Raw genomic sequence first — 17400 nt, forward strand, 5'->3', positions numbered from 1 at the left:
GACCGGACATCATTTGCAGATCGGGCGCAGCCGGTGGGCGTGCCCCAGCTTTTCAGGAGTATCCCCCATGCGCCTCTTCGCTCTCTCCTCCGTCTCGGCCCTGGTCCTGGGGGCAGGCGCTGCCCTTGCCGGGGGCGTGGTGTCGCCCGTCGTCGACGTGGCACCGGTGACGGTGACACCCGTGGCGCCGATCGCCTCGGCATGGGGTGGCGCCTATGTGGGCGGGTCGCTCGGCTATATCTTCGACACCGAGGATCAGGTGGGTTTCTCCGAGGTCATCGACGGCGAGGATGTGGGCCTGATCGGCGGGCTGGGKGATGTCGGCATCTCCGGCGCAACCGCAGGCCTGCAGCTGGGCTATCGCTGGCAGCGCGGCAACTGGGTCTTCGGTCCTGAACTGGGCGTCGAGTTCGGCTCGGTCGACGAAAGCATCGACATCGGTGATCCGCTGCTGGGCCGCGTCGAGAGCGAGATGAAGAACATCGCCACCCTGGTCATCAAGACCGGCTATGCGGTCAACCCGCAGACGCTGGTCTATGGCACCCTGGGCGTCGCCCGCGGTGATTTCGACTATACGCTGAGCACGGGCGACTTCTCGCAGACGCGCGGCTTCACCGCGACGGGTGCCGCGGGCGGCTTGGGCGTGGAGCGCATGATCAACCCGCGCACGTCGATCTTCGCAGAATACCAGTACCGCGATTTCGGCAACGAGCGGGTGGAGTTCTCGGACGGGATCGACACCCTCTCGACCCGCGCCAGCATGACCATGAGCAGTGTCAAGATCGGCGCGAACTTCCGCTTCTGATCAGACCACTCAGGATGACGGGGGCCGGCCGCGATGCGTGCCGGCCCTTTTTCAGGCGCTGCGACGCATGCCCACCGGCACCGGCAGGGCACGCGCCCCGCAGGCGATTGCCAGCCCCTGCGGCACCAGCGCGGCCAGCGCCCTGTCCGTGACCTCCAGTCCGCCGGTATAGGCACCGAAGGCGGGCAGGATCAGGTGGTCGCGGCCGACCAGGAAACACCGCCGCCGCTGGCCCGCCAGCCGGATGCAGGGGTGGTAATGGCCCGACACGTCCGGCCCCTGACCCGCCTCGTGGCGCAGGATCAGGCCGTCATGCAGCTCCGCCGCGGTATTGCCGGGCAGGCGGGGACAGATCGCCCCGGGGTCGTGGTTGCCGCGGACCCAGATCCAGCGCCGGCCCTGGGCCATCGTGCGCAGCCGGTCGCAGACATCGTCGGGCAGCGCGCGCCCCGCCGCGTCGTCGTCGAACCCGTCCCCCAGGCTGACGACCACCGCAGGATCGGTCGCTGCGATCTCCGCCTGAAGACGGTCCAGCGTCTCCAGCGTCTCATAGGGGGGCAGCAGGGCACCCCCACGCCGCGCCATGCGTTCGGATTTGCCCAGATGCAGGTCGGCCACGATCAGCCAGCGCCGTTCAGGCCAGAACAGTGCGCCGCTGGCCCGCGCCTGCAGCGTCTGGCCGTCAAAGTCGAAAGGGTGGAACGTCACGAAAGCCCTGCCTCTGCCATCATTGCCGCCGCCTCGGCCTCGGCCATGCGCTCGCGGCCCTGTCCCGCGATGGGCACGCGGCCCAGTTCCAGCATCAGCGGCGCGGCCAGGGGCGACACACGCTCCAGCATGCGGTGGTCCAGGCGGTCGGTGCGGTCCAGCATTTCCTCGATCCGGCCGAAATCCACAAGCCCCCGGCTGGCCTCGGCCGCGGTGATGCGCAGCATCAGGTGGTCCGGGTCGTACTTGCGCAGCGTGTCGTAAAGGATGTCGCTGGAGAACGTCGCCTGCCGCCCCGACTTGCGCGCGCCGGGCAGGTTGCGCTGGATCAGCCCGGCGATGGTCGCCACGTTGCGAAAGCTGCGCTTCATCACCGCATTGCTGGCCAGCCAGTCGCCCAGACCCTCTCGCAGGCCGTCGCGGTCCAGCAAAGGCGCGGGATCGGTCACCGGGTCCAGCGACCAGATCAGCAGCGCGTAATCTGTGGCCAGGAAGCCCAGGGGGGCCAGCCCCGCCTCCTCCATCAGCCGCGTCATCAGCAGGCCCAGGGTCTGCAGCGCATTGCGGCCCGCAAAGCCATAGACCGCCAGATGCCAGCGACCCTGATGGGGAAACGCCTCGGTCAGCAGGGTGCCGGGACGCGGCAGGGTGCTGACCTGCGCCTGCAGCGCCAACCAGTCGCGGGTGTCGGCGGGCAGCCCCGCATGCGCCGCTGGATCGCCGATCAGCGCCAGCACCCGGTGCGACAGCTGCGTCGATGTCGCCAGCTTCATGCCCGAGAACGTGGCGATGCGGGGCTCCTTGGAGGGCTGTTTCGTAACCTCGACCACCATCTCGCGCAGGGTGTCATAGCGCACCGTCTGCCCGCCGATCAGGAAGGTGTCGCCCGGCGCCAGAGTCGCGGCAAAGCCCTCCTCGACCTCGCCCAAGGGGGCGCCGCCGCGTCCGCGAAAGCGGACCTTCAGCATCTCGGCCTCGACGATGGTGCCGATGTTCATGCGCAGGTTTCGCGCCGCGCGCGGGTCGCGCAGGCGCCACAGCCCATCGCGGTGCATCAGCCGCTGCCAGCGGTCATAGGCCCGCAGCGCATAGCCACCCGTGGCCGCGAACTCCAGGCAGGCGTCGAAATCGGCGCGGGTCAGGTCGCGATAGGGCCCGGCGGTGCGGACCTCCGCGAACAGCGCATCGGCGTCAAAAGGCCCCGCGCAGGCGGTCAGCAGGATATGCTGGCACAGCACGTCCAACGGCCCCGGCCCCCGATCATCGCCGTCCAGATCGCGTTCGCGCACGGCCTGCAGGGCGGCCACGCATTCGATCACCTCGAAGCGGTTTGCGGGCACGATCCGCGCCCGTGACGGCGCGTTATAGCGGTGGTTCGCCCGCCCGATCCTCTGGACCAGCCGCTTGACGTTGCGCGGCGCGCCGACCTGGATCACCAGATCGACCGCGCCCCAGTCGATGCCCAGATCCAGGCTGCCGGTCGCCACCACGGCGCGCAATTCGCCCGCGGCCATCGCGGCCTCGGTCCGGGCGCGGGCCTCGCGCGACAAGCTGCCGTGATGCAGGCCGATGGGCAGGTTCGCGTCATTCGCGGCCCAGAGCGCCTGAAAGAACAGCTCGGCTTGGGCGCGGGTGTTGATGAAGATGATCGTGGTCGTGGCCTGCGCCACGGCCTCCAGCACGTCCGGCACGGCGTAATGCCCGCCCGCGCCCGCCCAGGGCGGGGCCTTGGCGGTGGGCAGCATGGCGATGTCGGGGTCGGGGCCGGGATCGGCGTGGATCACGGTCGCGCCGCCCATGAAGCGGGCCAGCCGCGACGGGTCCTCGACCGTGGCGGAGAGGCCCGTGACCTGCAGGTCGGGCGCCAGCGCGCGCAGCCGCGACAGGGCCAGCATCAGCTGATCGCCACGCTTGTTCTCGGCCAGGGCATGCAGCTCGTCCAGCACCACCCGGCGCAGGCCCCCAAAGATCACGGGCGCCTGCTCATAGGACAGCATCAGGGCCAGCGATTCCGGCGTGGTCAGCAGGATGTCGGGCGGGTCCATGCGCTGGCGGGCGCGCTGGCTGGCGCGGGTGTCGCCGGTGCGGTCCTCGATGCGGATGTCCAGGCCCAGATCGGCGACCGGGCGCGACAGGTTGCGCGCGATATCTGCCGTCAGCGCCTTCAAAGGCGAGACGTACAGCGTGTGCATCCCCTTATGCGGCGCGGTCAGTTCGACCAGCGACGGCAGGAMCCCCGCCAGCGTCTTGCCGCCCCCGGTTGGCGCGATCAGCAGGCTGTCCTCCCTGGCCTCCAGCAGGGCCAGCTGATGCGGATGCGGCTGCCAGCCCTGCCGGGAGAACCAGTCCTGGAACGCGGGGGGCAGCGTCACGGGATCATGTCCTTCAGCGCCTGCAGCCGGTCGGCCTCGGCGGCGGGCTTGTCCCATCGGATGCGGCTGATGCGGGGAAAGCGCATCGCGACCCCGGACTTGTGGCGCGGAGAGGCGTTCAGCCCCTCGAACGCGACCTCCAGCACCAGCTTGGGCAAAACGGAGCGCACGGGGCCAAAGCGTTCGGTGGTGTTGTTCCGAACGAACCGGTCCAATTCTCGCAGCTCTTCATCGGTGAAGCCGAAATAGGCCTTGCCCACGGGCACCAGCGCCTCCCCGTCCCACAGGCCGAAGGTGAAATCGCTGTAGAAGCCCGACCGCTTGCCATGCCCGCGCTGCGCATAGAGCATCACCGCATCCACCACCATCGGGTCGCGTTTCCACTTGAACCAGGGCCCGCGCGGGCGGCCGCCGACGTAAGTACTGTCGCGGCGCTTGATCATCACGCCTTCGATCACGATCGAGGGCGGGTCGGCGCGCAGGGCCGCCAGATCGTCCCAGGTCTGGAAGGGTAGCAATGGCGACAGGTCGATCCGGTCGCTGCCGAAATCGGCGTCCTCCAGCACCGCGCGCCGCTCCTGATGCGGCAGGTCGCGCAGGTCGCGCCCTTTCCAGATCATCGCGTCATAGACCCGAAGGCCCGCGGGATGGCTGTCCAGCATCGCGCGCCCCACGACCTTGCGGCCCAACCGCTTTTGCAGATCCCCGAAGGGCGCCACGTTGGCGCCGCGCCGGACCAGCAGCTCGCCATCCAGCGCACCGTCGAAGTTCAGCGCCTCCAGCAGGTCGGGAAAGGCCGCGCCCACATCTTCTCCGGTCCGGGAGTAGAGACGCCGCGTGCCGCCGTCGTTGATCGCCTGAACGCGGATGCCGTCCCATTTCCATTCCGCCGTGTAATCGGCGGGATCGAAGGCGCGCAGTTGATCCAGATCGACCGGCGTGGAGAGCATCACCGGACGGAAGGGCGCACGGGCCGCGTGTTCGGGGCGCGCACCCCCCGCGATCCAGTCGAACAGCGGCTGATAGGGGGGCGTCAGGCCGTGCCAGATCTCCTCGATGTCCTTGACCTCGGGGTCGCCCATCTCGGCCAGGGCCATGCGCGCCATGCGGGCCGAGAGGCCCACGCGCATGTTGCCGGTGGCGAGCTTCAGGAAGGCCAGCCGCTGCGAGGGCCCCAGCCGGTCCAGCATCGCGCTGATCGCCGCAGGCAGCCCCGCGCGGCCCGTGTCGCGCAGAAGCGCCACGGCATCCCGCAGGGGCACGTCCTGATCCTGGTCGGTGTTCCACAGCAGCGCGATGGTCTCGGCCAGATCGCCCACGAAATCATAGGACATGGCGAACAGCTGTTCGTCCACCCGCCCCGCCATCAGCCCGCGCAACAGGCCCGGCGTCACCGCCCTGAGCTTCAGATCACCGGTCAGCGCGGCCAGCGCATATCCGCGGTCGGGGTCGGGCGTGGCCTCCAGGTAATGGCGCAGCAGGCGCAGCTTGGCGTTGCGCGCAGCGGTGAAGGCCAACCGTTCCAGCAGATGGGCAAAAGCCTTCATTCCGGCTCATCCTCGTATCCGATCAGGCGCAGCGGGCGGGACGCGATGCCCTGCAGCTCGCACCAGCGCATCAGCCCGTCCTCGGTCCCGTGGGTGATCCAGACCTCCTGGGGGGCCAGCTCAAGAATGGTCTGTGTGACCTGCGGCCAGTCGACATGGTCGCTGATGACCAAGGGCAGCTCCACCCCCCGCTGCCGCGCCCGCGCGCGCACCGTCATCCAGCCCGAGGCAAAGCCGATCACCGGGTCGCGGAACCGCTGGACCCAGGCACTAGCAAAGGCCGAGGGCGGCGCGATGACCAGCTGGGCATCGACCTGCTTTGCGGTGGCCGGGACCAGCGGGCCCAGGTCGATCCCTTGTTCCACGTGAAAATCGCAGAGTCGCTGCAGCGCGCCATGGATGGCGATGGGACCGTCGATCCCGGCCTGTCGGGCCAGCGCGATGACCCTCTGCGCCTTGCCCAGGGCATAGGCGCCGATCAAGTGCTGGCGTTCGGGAAACTCGGCGATGCTGGCGATCAGCTTGGTCATCTCGGTCAGCGGGTCGGGGTGGCGGAAGACCGGCAGGCCGAAGGTCGCCTCGGTCACGAAGATGTCGCAGGGCACCGGCTCATAGGGGGCGCAGACCGGGTTCGGGGCGMGGCAGTAGTCGCCGGACACGACGATCTTGGGGCCGCGGTCGGGCATCACGGCGATCTGGGCCGAGCCCAGGATATGGCCCGCGGGGTGAAAGCTGACCTGCACGTCGCCAATGCGGGCCACCCCTTGGGCGGCTTGGCGGGTGCCGGTGAAATCCTCGCCATAGCGGATCGCCATGATGTCCAGCGTCTGCTGCGTGGCCATGACGGCTCCATGACCCGCACGGGCGTGGTCGCCATGCCCGTGCGTGATCAGCGCGCGGGGCACCGGGCGGACCGGGTCGATGTAGAAATCGCCGGGCGGGCAATAGAGCCCGGCCTCGGTCGGGTGCAGGATCTGGTCGGGACGCATGGCACCATCATCGCAGGGGTTGGCGCGGGTTCAACGCCGCCGATGGCCGCAGGGGTCCGTCAGCTGGGCGGCGGGCGCTTGACCGGGGGCGCCTTGGACAGCTGCACCGCCAGGATGCCGGCCATGATGACCGCGACGCCGATCACGTCGCCCGCGCCCAGATCCTCGCCCAGGAACAGGGCGGCGGTGGCCACGCCGAAGAAGGGCGTCAGAAAGTGGAACGTCGCCGCGCGCACCGCGCCGATGCGCCCGACCAGCATGAACCACACCCAGGTCGCGACCAGCCCCGGCACGATCACCGTATAGAGGAACGCCACGACCAGGCGCGGTGTATAGGTGACGTCCCAGGTCTCGAACCAGGGCGCGATCAGGCCCAGGGTCACGGCGCCGACCAGCATCTGCAGGCCCACGATCATCATCACGTTGCCGCCCGAACTGGCGCCCCGCACCGTCAGGGTCGCCACCGCCAGCGCCAGCGCCGCGACGAAGCACATGACGATGCCGGTCAGGTCGCTGCCGCCCTGCAGGCGCGCGCCCATGATGATCGCCACACCAACCACGCCCAGGATCAGGCCGCCCACGCCCATCGGGCGCAGGCGCTCGCCCATCAGGCTCCAGCCCAGGGCGGCCACCATCAGCGGCATGGTCGCGGCGATGATCGAGGCCAGGCCCGCCTCGATCCACTGCATCGCGGTCCAGTTGAGGCCCAGGTACAGCGCGTTCTGGCACAGCCCCAGGATCAGCACGGCGCGCCACTGCGCCCGCGTCAAGGTGCGCCAGGTCTGCCCCATGGCCAGCGCGATCAGCACGCCGATCACGCCCGACAGCGCAAAGCGCAGGGCCAGCGCCATCAGCGGCGGCGCCTCGGTCACGATCATCCGGGTCGAGGTGAAGGCCGAGGCCCACATCACCGCGAAGGCCAGACCCATCAGCAACGCGCGAAGATCCATGGACCAGGCCTTTCTTGCAGGTGATGCAAAACGGCTAGCAGAGCACCGCCGTGGGGTGAAGACATAAAGAAAAGGGGCCGTGCCCGATGGCACGACCCCGATCCGTCATCGCAGCATCTGCGGATCAGCTGTTGACGCTGTCCTTCAGGGCCTTGGCAATGGTGACCTTGACCTGCTTGTCGGCCGGCTTGGTCATCATTTCCTGGGTCTGCGGGTTGCGGACCTGACGCTCGGGACGGGCGCGGCAGGCGATCTTGCCGATGCCCGGCAGGGTCACCGCGCCGCCGCCGGCGACTTCGCGGGTCACGATCGCCACGATCGCGTCCAGAGCGGCCGAAGCGGATTTCTTGTCCGAGCCCATTTCTTCGGCGATCGTCGCCACCAGTTGGGTCTTGGTCATCGGTTTTGCAGCAGCCGTAGCCATGGTCCGTCTCCTCTTGCCCTGTTGCACCGGGCCCACAAATTGCGCCTTTTGCGGCATATCGCCTGCTACACACGGTTTTGACGGGCAGATCAAGCCTTTTTCGCCCCGCGCGCGAAAACCCGCGTTTGCTGGTGTTTTGCCGCCGCGCTACAGGAACGCCGTCTCGCTGAAGGACCGCAGCTTGCGCGAATGGATGCGCTCCAGCGGCATGTCGCGCAGCTTCTCCATCGCGCGGATGCCGATCAGCAGATGGTTGGCGACCTGAGTGCGATAGAAGTCCGTCGCCATGCCCGGCAGCTTCAGCTCTCCGTGCAGCGGCTTGTCGCTGACGCAGAGCAGCGTGCCGTATGGGACGCGGAACCGGAACCCGTTCGCGGCGATCGTGGCGCTTTCCATGTCCAGCGCGACCGCGCGCGACAGCGACAGGCGGTGGACCGGGCCGGACTGGTCGCGCAGCTCCCAGTTGCGGTTGTCGATGGTGGCGACGGTGCCCGTGCGCATGATGCGCTTCAACTCGTACCCGTCCAGTTGGGTGACCTCGGCCACCGCCTCCTGCAGGGCGACCTGGACCTCGGCCAGGGCCGGGATCGGCACCCAGACGGGCAGGTCGTCGTCCAGCACGTGATCCTCGCGCAGATAGGCGTGGGCCAGGACGAAATCGCCCAGGGACTGGCTGTTCCTCAGGCCCGCGCAATGGCCCACCATCAGCCAGACATGCGGGCGCAGCACCGCGATGTGGTCAGTCGCGGTCTTGGCGTTGGACGGGCCGACGCCGATATTGACCAGCGTGATCCCCTGCCCGTTCGCGCGTTTCAGGTGATAGGTCGGCATCTGCGGCAGCTTGGACAGCGGCACGATCGTGTCGTGGCCGTCGGTGATCTGCTGGTTTCCTGGGGCGACGAAGGCGGTATAGCCGCTGTCCGGATCCGACAGGACGCGGCGGGCAAAGGCCTCGAACTCGTCGACATAGAACTGATAGTTGGTGAACAGGACGAAATTCTGGAAATGCTCGGGCGCGGTCGCCGTGTAATGGGCAAGGCGCGCCAGCGAATAATCCACACGCTGCGCGGTGAACGCCGCCAGGTGCTGGCTGCCGTCGGGCATGGCGCCGGCCACGCCGTTCACGATGTCGTCGTTCATGGTGTTGAGGTCCGGCACGTCAAAGACGTCGCGCAGGCTGAAATCCAGAACGCCCTCCTGCGGGACGGCCAGGTCGCTCTGGGCGGCGACCGCGAAATGGACCGGCATGGGCGTGTCCGACAGGCCGATGGTCACGGGTACCCCGTGATTCTTGATCAGCAGGCCAAGCTGCTCGGTCAGATAATGCTGGAACAGGTCGGGGCGCGTCACCGTGGCCGCATAGACGCCGGGCGCGACCACATGGCCGAAGGACAGGCGGCTGTCGATCTTGCCATGCGTCGGGACGATCAGCCGCACCTCGGGGTAGAAGGCGCGATAGCGCGCGACGGGGGACGTGCCTTCCAGGATGGCGGTGAAATGGCCCAGCAGAAAGCCGGTCGCCTGGTCGTACAGCGCACGCAGATGGGCCACGGCCGCGGCCGCGTCGGTAAAGTCGCGGGGCGCCGCGGCGTCGGGGGTCTGGACCGGCAGAAAGCGGGCGTCTGTCGTCATCGGATCTGTCCTTCTTGCTGCGCCGACCCTGCCAGCGCGGCAGGCGGCAGGCAAGCGTCTGGCGCAGCCACGCGCGCGCCGTTACGGTGCCGTCATGAAGATGCTCGTTTTCGGTCACGGCTACAGCGCCGGCTTCCTGACACCCCTGTTGACCGCCCGCGGCTGGCAGGTCACCGGCACCACCCGCGACGACCCTGACCGCGTCGCGGCCGCAGGCGCCGTGCCCCTGCTGTGGCCGGGGTCCGAGGATGCGCTGCGCACGGCCATCGCCCAGGCCGACGCGATCCTGGTCAGCACCGCGCCCGGACCGGCCGGCGACCCGGTTCTGGCCGCGTTCCGCGACGACCTGGCCCGCGCGCGGCCCCGCTGGCTGGGCTATCTGTCGACCACCGGCGTCTATGGCGACCGCGACGGGGGCTGGGTCGACGAGGATTCGGTTCTGGACGGATCGGGCCCGCGCGGCCAGGCCCGCATCGCCGCCGAAGGCGCATGGCAGGACATGGCGCGGGCGCATGACCTGCCGCTGCACATCTTTCGGCTGGCGGGGATCTATGGTCCCGGTCGCGGTCCGTTCCAGAAGGTCCGCGACGGCACCGCGCGGCGCATCATCAAACCCGGCCAGGTCTTCTCGCGCATCCATGTCGAGGATATCGCCCAGGTCCTGCTGGCCTCAATCGACGCGCCCGACCCGATCGGCATCTACAACGTCTGCGACGACGACCCGGCCCCGCCTCAGGACGTGATCGCCCATGCGGCGACCCTGCTGGACCTGCCCTTGCCGCCCGCGGTGCCCTTCGATCAGGCCGACATGACCCCGATGGCGCGGTCCTTCTATGGCGACAGCAAGCGGGTCCGGAACGACCGGATCAAGCACGACCTGGGCGTGACGCTGCACTATCCCGATTACCGGACCGGGCTGGCCGCCCTGCTGGCCCAGGGCGCGTGAGGCCGCGCGCCGCATTGCCTTTGCCCACGGCCCGTGCAAGCTGCGGGCCATGACACAGGATTTCGACATCGTGGTGGCCGGGGGCGGGCTGAACGGCCCGACCCTGGCGCTGGCGCTGGCCCAGGCCGGGCTGCGCGTGGCCGTGGTCGATCCGCGCCCCGCGCGCGCGCGGTCGGGGGCAGGTTTCGACGGGCGGGCCTATTCGCTGGCCATCGCCTCGGTCCGCGTGCTGCGGGCGCTTGGCCTGTGGGACCGGCTGGCCCCCGACGCCCAGCCCATCCACCAGATCAAGGCGTCCCAAGGCCGGCCCGGAGAGGGCGCGGGCCATTTCTTCCTGCATTTCGACAGCGCCGAACTGGGCGAAGGCCCGGTGGGCCACATGCTGGAGGACCGCTTCCTGCACGCCGCCCTGGTCGATGCGATGGAGGGCACGGTCACCACCCTGCCCGGCCTGTCCGTCACCGGCCAGGAAGCCGGCCCGGCGGGCGTCACTGCGATCCTGTCTGACGGGCAGCGGCTGACGGCCCGGCTGCTGATCGGTGCGGACGGGCGCGGATCGGGCGTGGCCACGCGCGCGGGCATCCGGCGCCAGGGCTGGGATTACGGCCAGACCGCGCTGGTCGCGGCCATCGACCATGCCCTGCCCCATCAGGGCATCGCGCATCAGTATTTCATGCCGACCGGGCCGCTGGCGATCCTGCCCCTGCCCGGCAACCGCAGCAACATCGTCTGGTCGGAAACCACCGCGAACGCCGCGGCCATCGCCGCCCTGGACGACGCCGCCTTCCTGGCGGTCCTGCGGCCGCGCTTTGGCGATTTCCTGGGCGATCTGTCGCTGGCGGGGCCGCGCTTCAGCTATCCGCTGTCGCTGTCCCTGGCCGAACGCTATGTCGCCGACCGCGTGGCGCTGGTGGGGGACGCGGCGCATGGGGTCCATCCCATCGCGGGCCAGGGCCTGAACCTGGGCCTGCGCGACGTCGCCGCCCTGGCCGAGGTGCTGGTCGATGCCGCCCGGCGCGGCGAGGATATCGGCAGCACGCTGGTGCTGGAGCGGTATCAGGCGTGGCGCAGACCGGATGCGACGACGCTGGCACTGGGCATGGACGGGGTGAACCGACTGTTCGCGACCGACAATCCGGCCGTGGCCGGGCTGCGCGGCGCGGGCATGGGCGTGGTCGATGCACTGCCGGGACTGCGGCGCGGCTTCATGCGGCAGGCGGCGGGGCTGTCCGTGTCGCCGATGCCGCGGATGCTGGCGGGTCAGGCGCTTTAACCTTCCCCGGGCGGCGGTTTCGCGCCATAGGCTCTGCGCAGCATCGGGGGACGCCATGACGCTTGAACGCTTTCTGCAGGACCTGGACCGCGACATCCGCAAGGCTGCCGATTGGGGCAAGGTCGCCGACTATATCCCCGAACTGGCCGGCGTCGCCCCCGATCAGTTCGGCATCGCCGTGGCCCTGGCGGACGGACAGGTGCTGACCGCCGGGCAGGCGGATCGGGGATTTTCCATCCAGTCGGTCAGCAAGGTGTTCGCGCTGGCCTGCGTGCTGGGCCGCATCGGCGAACAGTTGTGGCTGCGCGTGGGGCGCGAGCCGTCGGGCGACCGGTTCGATTCGATCCTGCTCTTGGAACAGGAGAAGGGCCGGCCCCGGAACCCGTTCATCAACGCGGGCGCCATCGTCGTGACCGACCAGCTGCTGACCGGACGCAGCCCCCAGCAGACCCTGGCCGAGATCCTGGGCTTCGTGCGCGCGGCGGCCGAGGATGACGACATCCACATCGACAAGGCCGTCGCCCGGTCCGAGGCGCGGACCGGCTACCGCAACGCGGCGCTGGCGCATTACCTGCGCAGCTTTGGCAATCTGCGCAATCCGCCGGACCATGTCATCGGCACCTATGTCCACCAATGCGCGATCGAGATGTCCTGCATCCAGCTGGCTCGCGCGGGCCGGGTGATCGCCGGGCTGGACTGCGCGCCGCCCCTGCTGGCCCCGGTGAAACAGCGGCGCATCAACGCGCTGATGATGACCTGCGGGCAATATGACGGGTCGGGCAATTTCGCCTTCCGCGTGGGCATGCCTGCGAAATCGGGCGTGGGGGGTGGGCTGCTGGTCATCGCGCCGGGCAAGGCGTCGATCGCGATCTGGTCGCCGGGTCTGGACGGATGGGGCAATTCGCAGATGGGCACGTTGGCCGCCGAACGGCTGGCCGAATTCACCGGCTGGTCGGTCTTCGGCTGACGCCTCAGGCCACCATCTGCACGGCCTGCGCCAGATCGGCGCGCAGTTCGGCCAAGGCCGCAGGCGCGCGGTCGGGCGGCAGGCGCAGGATCAGGCTGGGATGCCAGGTGATCAGGACGGGGCCGCCGTCGCGCGCCGGTTCGACCAGACCGCGGCGCGGCGTCAGCGGCTTGCGGTTGCCGGTCAGCGCGAAGGCCGCCGTCGCCCCCAAGGCCACGGTCAGGCGCGGCGCGACCATGCGGCGTTCCAGGTCCAGCCACCAACGACACTGATCGACATGGTCGCGGTCGGGCGTCTGGTGCAGGCGGCGCTTGCCGCGGGGGGTGAAACGGAAATGCTTGACCGCATTGGTCAGCCAAGCCCGGTCGGGGGCCAGCCCGGCCTCGGCCATGGTCCGGTGCAGAAGCTGGCCCGCGGGGCCGACGAAGGGCAGGCCCGCCAGATCCTCCTGATCGCCCGGCGCTTCGCCCACCAGCATCAGGCGGGCGGCAGGATCACCCTGCCCCCAGACGGTCTGGGTGGCCGCATGACACAGCTCGCACCGGGTGCAGCGGGCGGCCTGGGACGCGGCCTGTTCCAGCGTGTCGGGGATGCTGTCGTCGGGCTGCTGGCGCAGGCGGGCGGTGATCTTGGGCGCGAAGGCCGGCGCATCGGTCGCACCCGCGTCGCGCATGGCCTGAACCCGGCGCGGCGCATCGGCCAGCATGTCGGGGATCAGCCGGGTTTCGGGCAGGTTCTTCCAGTATTTCTTGGGCATCTCGGACCGCATTGCATCGGTCTTGATGCGCGCGGGGTTGAAGATGTTGGCGAAATAGGTCTGCCACAGGTCATGGCTTGCATCGTCGGGCAGATCGGGGCGCGGGGCCGGGTCGTCATAGGCGATGGTGTCGCCGTCGAACCGGGCAGTGCCTTCGGGCGTGGCGATCAGCCAGTCCATGTCGGCGAACCGCTTGGCAAAGAACGGCGTTCCGGCCTCTAGGATCGGGTGTTCGGGTTCGAACCACGCACCAAAGGCCCGGCGCGGCCCGTCCGAGGGCAGTTCGTGAAACCGGACAAAGGCGTGCATCTTGTGGATGTCGCGGCGCACCGATTTCGCCATGCGCGACAGGCGGTCCATCATTGGATCGGCGGGATTGGACAGAAAGCGCCGATCGCCCTGCGCCCGCATCAGTGTCCCGTACAGCAGCGACCAGCGTTCCGGGTCCGAATGGCTGGCGACCTGACGGGCCAGCTGCAGGAACTCCTGCGTGGCGATCACCGAATGATCGCCCGGCGGCGGGGCCGGGTCGGCGCCGAACAGGTCGGGGGGCGTGCCAGGGTCGGCCCAGGTCACGCCCTCCATCGGGACGCGTGCGCTGGCCAGATCGCGGGCGGCCTGACGCCAGGCGTCAAAGCGTCCGAACCTCGGCAGCGTGACCCGGATCATCCGAACAGCGACAGCTGTTCCGGCGGCGGCGCAAAGCGCGCCCGCAGGCCGGCGCTGTCGGTCAGTGCGCCCGGCGTCCAGTCGGGCAGCGTGACGAAGGGCTGGGCCTTGGACATGATCGCGCCCATGCGCAAAAGGTCCGCGTATCGCAGCACGCCGTTCCGGCGCGCGGTCAGGATGCGGCCCACGGTCTTGCTGCCGAAGCCCGGCACGCGCAGCAGCATCTCGCGCGGGGCGCGGGCGACATCGACGGGGAACTGCGCCCGGTTGGCCAGCGCCAAGGCCAGCTTGGGGTCGATCGCCAGGTCCAGGTTGCCCGACGGATGCGCCGACCCGATCTCTGTCGCGTCAAAGCCGTAAAAGCGCATCAGCCAGTCGGCCTGATACAGGCGATGTTCGCGCATCAGGGGCGGCTTGATCAGCGGCAGCATGGCGGACGCGTCGGGGATCGGGCTGAAGGCCGAGTAATAGACACGCTTCAGCTGATACCCCGAATAGAGATTGGCCGAGGTGTTCAGGATGTCGACGTCGGTGGCCTGATCCGCGCCGACGATCATCTGCGTGGACTGCCCGGCGGGGGCGAAGCGCGGCGGGCGCTTGCCCGTATGGCTGCGGTCCTTGGCGGCCTCGCGGCCAAGGCGCACGTCGGCCATGGTCGCACGGATCGTCTCGGGGCGTTTTTCTGGGGCCAGGTGGCGCAGGCTGGCATCCTGGGGCAGTTCGACATTCACCGACAGGCGGTCCGCGAACAGCCCTGCCTGCGCCACCAGGTCGGGCGAGGCGTCGGGGATCGTCTTGAGGTGGATGTAGCCCTTGAACCCGTGTTCGATCCGCAGCATCCGCGCGATGCGGACCATGTCGCCCATCGTCTGGTCCGGGCTGCGGATGATGCCCGACGACAGGAACAGCCCCTCGATCATGTTGCGGCGATAGAATTCCAGCGTCAGCCGGACCACCTCCTCCGGAGAGAACCGGGCGCGTTCGACGTTGCTGCTGACGCGGTTGATGCAGTAGGCGCAATCATAGATGCAGAAATTCGTCATCAGGATCTTCAGCAGACTGATGCAGCGCCCGTCCGGCGTATAGGCATGACAGATCCCCGTGCCCCCGGCCGAGCCGATGCCCCCCGACCGCGAATCGCGTCGCGTCGTTCCGCTGGACGCACAGGAGGCGTCGTATTTCGCGGCGTCCGACAGGATCGCCAGCTTGTCCTGCAAGGTGCGCTGTGCCATGCCGGGAAAGATATGTTCCCCATGCGTTCTTCGCAAGGCATCGGGCATGAAACAAATGATGCGGAACCGTCACGGACGCGCGATGGTTGGCTGCGCGTTCATCCGTCAGACGTGATGTGCATCGCAACAGCGAAAGGATATGATCGGGACCATGAACATACGCACCCTCGCCCTTGCGCCCGCCCTTCTTGTCGCCATGGCCTTTCCGGCCTTGGCCGAACGTATTCCGCTGTCCGAGATCTCGCGCTATCTCAACAGCCTGACCACGGTCACGTCCGAGTTCACGCAGATCAACCCGGATGGCACGGTATCGACGGGGACCGTCTATATCCAGCGTCCCGGCCGGGTGCGGTTCGAATACGACAACGACCCGACACTGGTTCTGGCATCGGGCGGCAACGTGGCGATCTTCGACGGCAAGTCGAACGGCGGCCCGCAGCAGTATCCCCTGTCCCAGACGCCGCTGTCGATCATCCTGGACGCCAACGTGAACCTGGGCCGCCAGGGCATGGTCACCGGTCACAGCGAACAGAACAACGGCACCGTCGTCACCGCGCAGGACCCGCAGCGGCCGCAGAACGGCACCATCCAGATGGTGTTCACCGCGCCGACAGAGCTGCGCCAGTGGGTCGTGACAGACGATACCGGCCAGAAGACCACCGTGATCCTAGGAGAGATGTCCAAGGGCGGAACGATCCCCGCCTCGCGCTTCTCGATCCAGTCCGAGGTGCAGCGCCGCTGACCGGCGGCGATTGCATCCTGACAATTGCGTAATTGACGCGCCCCCATGCCGGGGGCAACGCTGCGGCCGACCCCATCCAAGGCCGCAGCCATGCCCCATTCCCGCATCCTGAAACCCGTGCTGATCGGCGGATCGCTGATCCTGCTGATCAACTTTGCACTGCGCGCCAGCTTTGGCGTGTTCCAGATTCCCATCGCACAGGATTTCGGCTGGCCGCGGGCCGAGTTCTCGCTGGCCATCGCGATCCAGAACCTGGCCTGGGGCATCGGCCAGCCGATCTTCGGCGCGATGGCGGAACGCTGGGGCGACCGGTGGGCGATCATCGTCGGCGCGATCCTCTACAGTTCCGGCCTGATCCTGACCGCCTTCGCCACGACCCCCGCCAGCATCCAGCTGCTGGAGATCATCGTGGGCTTCGGCATCGCGGGCACCGGGTTCGGGGTGATCCTGGCCGTGGTCGGCCGGGCCGCCAGCGACGACAACCGCAGCCTGGCCCTGGGCATCGCCACCGCCGCCGGATCGGCGGGACAGGTCTTCGGCGCGCCCCTGGCCGAAGGGCTGCTGGCCTTCTATCCGTGGCAGTCGGTCTTCATCATCTTCGGCGTGATCGTCCTGTCGACGATGCTGTTCCTGCCGATGCTGGGGGACGGCAGGCCCGCGACCCCATCGCAGCTGGAGGAAAGCATGGGCACCGTTCTGCGGCGCGCGTTCCGCGACCCGTCCTTCATGATGATCTTTGCGGGGTTCTTCTCCTGCGGCTATCAGCTGGGCTTCATCACCGCGCATTTCCCCGCGATGATCACCGAGATGTGCGGCCCCATCGATCCCGCCGGCATGCTGGCGGCCCTGGGCATCACCACGACATCGGCGCTTGGGGCGATCGCCATCTCCCTGATCGGGCTGGCCAATATCGGCGGGGCGATCCTGGCGGGGTATCTGGGCAAACGCTATACCAAGAAATACCTGCTGGCGGGCATCTACACGCTGCGCACCATCGCCGCCGCGGCCTTCATCCTGACGCCGATGACGCCTGCCACGGTGGTCGTGTTCTCGCTGGTCATGGGGGGGCTGTGGCTGGCCACGGTGCCGCTGACCTCGGGTCTGGTCGCCTATATCTATGGGCTGCGCTACATGGGGACGCTCTACGGGTTCGTGTTCCTGTCCCACCAGCTTGGATCGTTCATGGGGGTTTGGCTGGGGGGCAAGCTTTACGACGCGTCGGGCGACTATTTCCTGGTCTGGTGGATCGGCGTGGGCATCGGGGCCTTCAGCGCCCTGATCCACCTGCCCGTCCGCGAGGCGCCCTATCGCATCCCCGCGCCCGCCATCTGACGCCGCGGCGCAGACCACCGGACCGTCATTTGACCCGGCGGCGCGCGCGGCCTAG

At 68.7% G+C, this 17400-nt stretch carries 15 protein-coding genes; 6 read left to right on the forward strand and 9 right to left on the reverse strand.

The window, feature by feature from the left end; genetic code table 11:
• Window positions 1-67 precede the first annotated feature (67 nt).
• Window positions 68-805, forward strand: coding sequence for an outer membrane protein (locus GBO37_RS05835; RefSeq protein ID WP_217845148.1), 738 nt, complete (start codon window positions 68-70; stop codon window positions 803-805).
• 51 nt (window positions 806-856) lie between these two features.
• Here GBO37_RS05835 and pdeM read toward each other — a convergent pair whose 3' ends face one another.
• The 7 genes from pdeM to GBO37_RS05870 all read right to left on the reverse strand — a co-directional run bounded on the left by pdeM (window position 857) and on the right by GBO37_RS05870 (window position 9427).
• Window positions 857-1513 carry a ligase-associated DNA damage response endonuclease PdeM gene (gene pdeM, locus GBO37_RS05840; protein WP_252927763.1) on the reverse strand — a complete coding sequence of 219 codons (657 nt, stop codon included), beginning with the start codon at window positions 1511-1513 and terminating at the stop codon, window positions 857-859.
• A complete protein-coding gene (locus GBO37_RS05845; protein WP_252927765.1) occupies window positions 1510-3885 on the reverse strand; it encodes a ligase-associated DNA damage response DEXH box helicase in 2376 nt (791 codons plus the stop codon). The genes pdeM and GBO37_RS05845 overlap by 4 nt, the downstream gene beginning before the upstream one ends.
• On the reverse strand, window positions 3882-5432 hold the full coding sequence (locus GBO37_RS05850) for a cisplatin damage response ATP-dependent DNA ligase (protein WP_252927768.1): 1551 nt from the start codon (window positions 5430-5432) through the stop codon (window positions 3882-3884). The genes GBO37_RS05845 and GBO37_RS05850 overlap by 4 nt, the downstream gene beginning before the upstream one ends.
• Window positions 5429-6421 (reverse strand): ligase-associated DNA damage response exonuclease, encoded by a 993-nt coding sequence (locus tag GBO37_RS05855; protein ID WP_252927769.1) that lies wholly within the window; start codon window positions 6419-6421, stop codon window positions 5429-5431. The genes GBO37_RS05850 and GBO37_RS05855 overlap by 4 nt, the downstream gene beginning before the upstream one ends.
• A 59-nt stretch (window positions 6422-6480) precedes the next feature.
• The gene (locus GBO37_RS05860; protein ID WP_127897563.1) at window positions 6481-7371 is read right to left on the reverse strand and encodes a DMT family transporter; all 891 of its coding nucleotides are present in this window, start codon (window positions 7369-7371) and stop codon (window positions 6481-6483) included.
• A gap of 124 nt (window positions 7372-7495) precedes the next feature.
• Window positions 7496-7795, reverse strand: a complete 300-nt coding sequence (locus GBO37_RS05865) for an HU family DNA-binding protein (protein ID WP_042246023.1) — start codon at window positions 7793-7795, stop codon at window positions 7496-7498.
• 147 nt (window positions 7796-7942) lie between these two features.
• Complete coding sequence (locus GBO37_RS05870) at window positions 7943-9427, reverse strand: AMP nucleosidase (RefSeq protein WP_045982293.1); 1485 nt, start codon at window positions 9425-9427, stop codon at window positions 7943-7945.
• A gap of 94 nt (window positions 9428-9521) precedes the next feature.
• Between GBO37_RS05870 and GBO37_RS05875 the strand changes: the two genes are divergently transcribed.
• The 3 genes from GBO37_RS05875 to GBO37_RS05885 are packed head-to-tail and all read left to right on the forward strand — an operon-like array spanning window position 9522 to window position 12613.
• Entirely contained in the window at window positions 9522-10373 is an 852-nt protein-coding gene (locus GBO37_RS05875; protein WP_252927772.1) for an SDR family oxidoreductase, read from the forward strand.
• A 49-nt stretch (window positions 10374-10422) separates the two neighbouring features.
• A complete protein-coding gene (locus tag GBO37_RS05880) occupies window positions 10423-11646 on the forward strand; it encodes a UbiH/UbiF/VisC/COQ6 family ubiquinone biosynthesis hydroxylase (protein ID WP_252927773.1) in 1224 nt (407 codons plus the stop codon).
• A gap of 55 nt (window positions 11647-11701) precedes the next feature.
• Window positions 11702-12613: a glutaminase gene (locus GBO37_RS05885; protein ID WP_045982290.1), complete on the forward strand. Its 912-nt coding sequence runs from the start codon at window positions 11702-11704 to the stop codon at window positions 12611-12613.
• A 4-nt stretch (window positions 12614-12617) separates the two neighbouring features.
• On the opposite strand, the gene GBO37_RS05890 is transcribed toward GBO37_RS05885, so the two are convergent.
• Both GBO37_RS05890 and GBO37_RS05895 read right to left on the reverse strand, forming a co-directional pair.
• Window positions 12618-14039, reverse strand: coding sequence for a UdgX family uracil-DNA binding protein (locus tag GBO37_RS05890; RefSeq protein WP_252927775.1), 1422 nt, complete (start codon window positions 14037-14039; stop codon window positions 12618-12620).
• The gene (locus GBO37_RS05895; protein WP_252927776.1) at window positions 14036-15271 is read right to left on the reverse strand and encodes a putative DNA modification/repair radical SAM protein; all 1236 of its coding nucleotides are present in this window, start codon (window positions 15269-15271) and stop codon (window positions 14036-14038) included. Before GBO37_RS05895 ends, GBO37_RS05890 begins: the two co-directional genes overlap by 4 nt.
• Before the next feature lie 151 nt (window positions 15272-15422).
• On the opposite strand from GBO37_RS05895, the gene GBO37_RS05900 reads away from it, so the two are divergent.
• Together GBO37_RS05900 and GBO37_RS05905 are read left to right on the forward strand one after the other, a co-directional pair.
• The gene (locus GBO37_RS05900; protein ID WP_045982343.1) at window positions 15423-16013 is read left to right on the forward strand and encodes an outer-membrane lipoprotein carrier protein LolA; all 591 of its coding nucleotides are present in this window, start codon (window positions 15423-15425) and stop codon (window positions 16011-16013) included.
• A gap of 90 nt (window positions 16014-16103) precedes the next feature.
• Entirely contained in the window at window positions 16104-17345 is a 1242-nt protein-coding gene (locus GBO37_RS05905; RefSeq protein ID WP_252927778.1) for an MFS transporter, read from the forward strand.
• Window positions 17346-17400: the final 55 nt, after the last annotated feature.

It is taken from the genome of Paracoccus sp. 08, from assembly GCF_024105395.1.
GTDB classification, from domain to species: Bacteria; Pseudomonadota; Alphaproteobacteria; order Rhodobacterales; family Rhodobacteraceae; genus Paracoccus; species Paracoccus marcusii.

Coding starts and splice junctions, on each gene's coding strand:
- GBO37_RS05905 (WP_252927778.1), top strand. CDS start 16,104: ATGCCCCATTCCCGCATCCTGAAACCCGTGCTGATCGGCGGATCGCTG.
- GBO37_RS05890 (WP_252927775.1), bottom strand. CDS start 14,039: ATGATCCGGGTCACGCTGCCGAGGTTCGGACGCTTTGACGCCTGGCGT.
- GBO37_RS05860 (WP_127897563.1), bottom strand. CDS start 7,371: ATGGATCTTCGCGCGTTGCTGATGGGTCTGGCCTTCGCGGTGATGTGG.
- GBO37_RS05875 (WP_252927772.1), top strand. CDS start 9,522: ATGAAGATGCTCGTTTTCGGTCACGGCTACAGCGCCGGCTTCCTGACA.
- GBO37_RS05865 (WP_042246023.1), bottom strand. CDS start 7,795: ATGGCTACGGCTGCTGCAAAACCGATGACCAAGACCCAACTGGTGGCG.
- GBO37_RS05885 (WP_045982290.1), top strand. CDS start 11,702: ATGACGCTTGAACGCTTTCTGCAGGACCTGGACCGCGACATCCGCAAG.
- GBO37_RS05880 (WP_252927773.1), top strand. CDS start 10,423: ATGACACAGGATTTCGACATCGTGGTGGCCGGGGGCGGGCTGAACGGC.
- GBO37_RS05895 (WP_252927776.1), bottom strand. CDS start 15,271: ATGGCACAGCGCACCTTGCAGGACAAGCTGGCGATCCTGTCGGACGCC.
- GBO37_RS05850 (WP_252927768.1), bottom strand. CDS start 5,432: ATGAAGGCTTTTGCCCATCTGCTGGAACGGTTGGCCTTCACCGCTGCG.
- GBO37_RS05870 (WP_045982293.1), bottom strand. CDS start 9,427: ATGACGACAGACGCCCGCTTTCTGCCGGTCCAGACCCCCGACGCCGCG.
- GBO37_RS05900 (WP_045982343.1), top strand. CDS start 15,423: ATGAACATACGCACCCTCGCCCTTGCGCCCGCCCTTCTTGTCGCCATG.